This window comes from Devosia sp. (genome assembly GCF_028290645.1).
Classification (GTDB): Bacteria; Pseudomonadota; Alphaproteobacteria; order Rhizobiales; family Devosiaceae; genus Devosia_A.
In genome coordinates this window covers 1-4,369 of sequence record NZ_JAQGJL010000056.1, presented here as the reverse complement: position 1 = coordinate 4,369, position 4,369 = coordinate 1, and the positions used below count along the sequence as shown (strand labels likewise).

Below are 4,369 nucleotides of genomic sequence, written 5' to 3'. Positions count from 1 at the left end.
CGCTCTAGTGAATCTCAGACGCCGGAGCGTGGGGCACCCCCACCCTCAGTCCCTCCCCACAAGGGGGAGGGAGGCGCAAGAGCCACTCTTTGCGCATCCCCCGAACCCCGAAGTCGTCTCCCTCCTCCTTCATGGGGAGGGATGGGGAGCGGCCCTCTCTGTCAGTCAGGCGACCCCACGCGCCGCGACCATCCCCAAATCCCTGCCGCCGCCACCAGCACCCAGCCCACGATCAATCCCCCGCCGCCAACCGGCGCCGCCATCGCGAACAGCGGCCCGCCCAGCATCGCGCGCGCCGCGAGATCCCCGGCGAACAGCACCAGCCCGACCAGCAGCACCACCGCCGCAGCGACCGCCACCCGGTTCCACGCCATGAGGCTCAGCCCGATCAGCACCGGGGCATGCAGCAGCAGGAAGTTGGCGGCGATCCCGAGATTGTCGTCGGCCGCATGGCTGGCGCGCGCCGCCGCCGCGACGCCCAGCGCCCCACAGATGCCGGCCGCGACCAGCAGCAGGCGCGAAGCGAGGGGATGTTCCGGCATTTGGCTTGTCTCCCGATGTGGCCGTTGACCCACGGCGATAGCGAAGCCGGGGCGCAAGCGAAAGGCCGGGCCGAGCCTAGCCCTCTGCCAGTTTGGTTCGGGGCGACGGGCCGACCGCCTCGCACTACAGTCGTCGCAGCCGGATTAACTCTACCGGCTAACCACTTGGCCACCGCTCCCGGCGCAATACTGGCATGGTCGGCGGGATTATCGTAAAATGCGTGCATGAGTACGGCAGTCAGTAGCGTAACAGCGTCCGAATACCTGCGAGCGATCCTCGCGCGTGAAGCAGTCGACCGCGGCTCGGGATCGCCGCTGACCATGATCGACAGCAAGATCGAAGCCCTGTGCAGCGCCTGGGGCGGCCGGCACATCGTCGAAGTGGTGCCCGGCGGCGGCTTCGAGAAGGGCCTCGCCAACCGCAGCGGCGTCAGCGTCGACTATGTCGTCTGGATCGACACCCAGTCGGAGCGACGTATTCCCGAAGTCTACGAGTCGATGTTCTCGACTTTCGAGCGGCTCGGGCTCGCACCCGTCCGCCGCCACGTGACGCTGGCGCTCCAGCTGGGCAACATCGCCATCGACCTCCTGCCGGCCAAGCGCCTGTCGATGATCTCCGACATCCACGAGATCTACTCGGCCCGCCGGGCGCTGTCGCTCACCACCAACCTCAACCAGCACGTGCTCGACAGCCACGACTCGGGCCGGCAGGAGGAAATCCGCATCATCAAGCTCTGGCGCGACCAGAACGGGCTCGATTTCCCCTCGTTCTATCTCGAACTCGCGACCATCGCCGCCCTGCGCCGGCGTCCGCTGGGGGCGCTCGCCGACAATGTCTGGGCGGTGCTGGGCTTCCTTGAGCGGCTGCTGGTGCCGCGCGCCATGCTCGACCCGGCCAATGCCGCCAATATCGTTTCGGACGAACTCACGGCGGCGCAGAAGCGCGGCATCGCCATCGCCGCGGCAGCCGCGCGAAACGGCCGGCCATGGTCGGAGATCGTTGCCTAGCTGTGTTGTCCGAGGAACAGGGTCTATCGGCTCCCTCCCCCTTTTGAGGAGGGACCGAGGGTGGGGTGGCCCCACGCTCCGGCCAGCAAGCATGCCTTAATCCAAAACACGTTATGATCCGCTTCCCTCTGGGGGAGGAGGCCATGTTCGACCACAAGGAAACCCTGTTCCACGTCGCCAGTCTGCTCACGCGCCAGGTCGCCAATGGCTTGCGCGAGGCGCTGGCGCCGTTCGGCCTCCACCCGGCGCAGTTCACTGCGCTGAGCGAGATCGCCCAGCGCGAGGGCCTGACCCAGGCGGAACTCGCTGCCCGGCTCGAGCTCGAGCAGCCGGGCGTCGCCCGGACGCTGGCCGGACTCGAGGCGGAGGGCTGGATCGAGAAGGCCTCGATCGGCAAGGGCCGGGCGCAGGGGCTCTATCTCAGCGACAAGGCGAGGGCCGTGCTCCCCGAAGCGGCCGCCGCCGCGGCGCTCGCCGACCGGCAGGCGCTGCAGAGTCTCACCAAGACCGAAGCCGCCCACCTGATCGACGGCTTGTCGGAACTTGCGGCAGCCAATAGAGCCTAGTGGCAGATGGCCATCGGGCCGCACTGCCGCCCCCTTGCGCACCTGCAGCTTTCCCCCTATACACCCGCCTTCTCGACGGGTCGCCCGGCCAAAAGGCATGCCGTGGCGACACCGAATGCTGGCTCTCTGAGCCGCCTCTAACCAGGAACGCAAAATGCCAAAGATGAAGACCAAATCGGGCGCCAAGAAGCGCTTCAAGATGACTGCGACCGGCCGCGTCAAGGCTGGCGTCGCGGGCAAGCGTCACCGTCTCCTTAGCCACGACGCCGACTACATCCGCTCGCATCGGGGGACCAAGATCCTCAAGAAGGGCGATGAGAGTCTGGTCAAGTGGTACATGCCGTACAACCGATAAGGAGCCGAACCAATGTCCCGCGTTAAAAGAGGCGTTACCGCCCACGCCCGCCACAAGAAGGTTCTGAAGGCCGCCTCCGGTTTCTACGGTCGCCGCAAGAACACCATCCGTACCGCCAAGGCCGCCGTCGACAAGGCCGGCCAGTACGCGTACCGCGATCGCCGCGTCAAGAAGCGCAACTTCCGCGCCCTCTGGATCCAGCGCATCAACGCCGCCGTGCGCGATCACGGCCTGACCTACGGCCGATTTATTGACGGCCTCAGCAAGGCTGAGATCGCCGTCGACCGCAAGGTGCTCTCCGATCTCGCGATCACCGAGCCCGCAGCGTTCGCCGTGCTGGTTGAGCAGGCGAAGGCCGCTCTGGGGTATCTCGGCAAGATCGAGACGACCACCCACGAGCGCATCAGCGCCTGAGTCTAGCCCCGGAAAGTCGCAGGATTTTCCGGATCAAGGCTAAGAGCCAGCAAGACTACTCGCCTTTTCTGAGGCCCTAAGCTAAGCCTTGCGCCGCCCGAAACCGGGGACGGCGCGGGGCTTTTGTTTTTTGGTCCCGACGCTACCTCACACACGATGTCACCCCGGCGAAGGCCGGGGCCCATCCTGAGATCTCAAGATGGATACCGGCCTTCGCCGGTATGACACCGGGTGAGTGGGTAGCAAAGAAGCGAACGATAAATGGAACACCACATGTCTCTCGACGCTCAGATCGCTACCCTCCGCGCCGAAATCAGCGCCGCCGTCGCTGCCGCCGGCAACGAAGCGGCCATCGAAGCCGTCCGGGTCGGCGCGCTCGGCAAGAAGGGCTCCGTCTCGGCGTTGCTCGCGACCCTCGGCTCGATCGCTCCCGAAGAGCGCAAGTCCGCCGGCGCCGCCATCAATGGCCTCAAGATCGAAGTCACGGCGCTGATCGAGGCGCGCGCCGCCGAGCTCGCCAAGGCCGCGCTCGATGCCCGCCTCGCCGCCGAGCGCGTCGACGTCACCCTGCCGGTCCGCCCGGCGCCGACCACCGAAGGCCGCATCCATCCGGTCAGCCAGGTGATCGACGAGATCACCGCGATCTTTTCCGACATGGGCTTCTCGATCGCCGAAGGGCCCGATATCGAGACCGACTGGTACAATTTCACCGCGCTCAACTTCCCCGAGGGGCATCCGGCGCGCGAGATGCACGACACCTTTTTCATGGCGCCCTCGCCCGACGGCATCAAGCGCGTGCTGCGCACCCACACTTCGCCGGTGCAGATCCGCACCATGCTGAAAGCCAACGAGAAGCCCGCCGCGCCCTATATGACCCCGGCGATCGATCCGCCGATCCGCGTGGTAATGCCGGGCCGCACCTATCGGCACGACAGCGACCAGACCCACACCCCGATGTTCCATCAGGTTGAAGGCCTCGTCATCGACAAGGAAAGCCACATCGGCCAGCTCCGCTGGGTGCTCGAGGAGTTCCTCAAGGCCTATTTCGAAGTTCCAAACGTCACGCTGCGCTTCCGCCCCAGCTTCTTCCCGTTCACCGAGCCGTCGATGGAAGTCGACGTGCAGTGCGACCGTTCGGGCGCCGAAGTGAAGATCGGTGAGGGCAGCGACTGGCTCGAAATCCTCGGCTGCGGCATGGTCCACCCCAACGTCATCCGGAACGCCGGCCTCGACCCCGACATCTACCAGGGCTTCGCCTGGGGCATGGGGATCGACCGCATTGCCATGCTGAAATACGGGATGCCGGACCTCCGCGCCTTTTTCGACGCCGACAAGCGCTGGCTCGATCACTACGGGTTCAGACCGCTGGATATCCCGACATTGTTCGCGGGGCTGAGTTCGTGATGGACACGGCCTCGCCAACCCACGGCCGTCATCCCGGCTAAAGCCGGGAGCCTGTACATTCGGTGACGGCGGCTCCGGCC

Annotated in this window: 6 protein-coding genes; 5 read left to right on the top strand and 1 reads right to left on the bottom strand. The window is 66.1% G+C overall.

What is annotated here, in order from left to right; genetic code table 11:
- Positions 1 to 161 precede the first annotated feature (161 nt).
- Positions 162 to 542 (bottom strand): DUF423 domain-containing protein, encoded by a 381-nt coding sequence (locus JWQ89_RS03025; protein WP_299638288.1) that lies wholly within the window; start codon positions 540 to 542, stop codon positions 162 to 164.
- A 321-nt stretch (positions 543 to 863) separates the two neighbouring features.
- Here JWQ89_RS03025 and JWQ89_RS03020 point away from each other — a divergent pair, with 321 nt between their 5' ends.
- From JWQ89_RS03020 to pheS, 5 genes are all read left to right on the top strand, one after another.
- Positions 864 to 1,550, top strand: coding sequence for a hypothetical protein (locus JWQ89_RS03020; RefSeq protein ID WP_299638286.1), 687 nt, complete (start codon positions 864 to 866; stop codon positions 1,548 to 1,550).
- Between the two features lie 143 nt (positions 1,551 to 1,693).
- On the top strand, positions 1,694 to 2,116 hold the full coding sequence (locus JWQ89_RS03015; protein ID WP_299638284.1) for a helix-turn-helix domain-containing protein: 423 nt from the start codon (positions 1,694 to 1,696) through the stop codon (positions 2,114 to 2,116).
- 154 nt (positions 2,117 to 2,270) lie between these two features.
- Entirely contained in the window at positions 2,271 to 2,471 is a 201-nt protein-coding gene (gene rpmI / locus JWQ89_RS03010) for a 50S ribosomal protein L35 (RefSeq protein WP_055047457.1), read from the top strand.
- A gap of 12 nt (positions 2,472 to 2,483) precedes the next feature.
- Positions 2,484 to 2,885 carry a 50S ribosomal protein L20 gene (rplT, locus tag JWQ89_RS03005; RefSeq protein WP_299638281.1) on the top strand — a complete coding sequence of 134 codons (402 nt, stop codon included), beginning with the start codon at positions 2,484 to 2,486 and terminating at the stop codon, positions 2,883 to 2,885.
- A 273-nt stretch (positions 2,886 to 3,158) separates the two neighbouring features.
- The gene (pheS, locus tag JWQ89_RS03000; RefSeq protein ID WP_299638279.1) at positions 3,159 to 4,289 is read left to right on the top strand and encodes a phenylalanine--tRNA ligase subunit alpha; all 1,131 of its coding nucleotides are present in this window, start codon (positions 3,159 to 3,161) and stop codon (positions 4,287 to 4,289) included.
- Positions 4,290 to 4,369: the final 80 nt, after the last annotated feature.

Coding starts and splice junctions, on each gene's coding strand:
- JWQ89_RS03025 (WP_299638288.1), bottom strand. CDS start 542: ATGCCGGAACATCCCCTCGCTTCGCGCCTGCTGCTGGTCGCGGCCGGC.
- JWQ89_RS03020 (WP_299638286.1), top strand. CDS start 864: ATGATCGACAGCAAGATCGAAGCCCTGTGCAGCGCCTGGGGCGGCCGG.
- JWQ89_RS03015 (WP_299638284.1), top strand. CDS start 1,694: ATGTTCGACCACAAGGAAACCCTGTTCCACGTCGCCAGTCTGCTCACG.
- rpmI (WP_055047457.1), top strand. CDS start 2,271: ATGCCAAAGATGAAGACCAAATCGGGCGCCAAGAAGCGCTTCAAGATG.
- rplT (WP_299638281.1), top strand. CDS start 2,484: ATGTCCCGCGTTAAAAGAGGCGTTACCGCCCACGCCCGCCACAAGAAG.
- pheS (WP_299638279.1), top strand. CDS start 3,159: ATGTCTCTCGACGCTCAGATCGCTACCCTCCGCGCCGAAATCAGCGCC.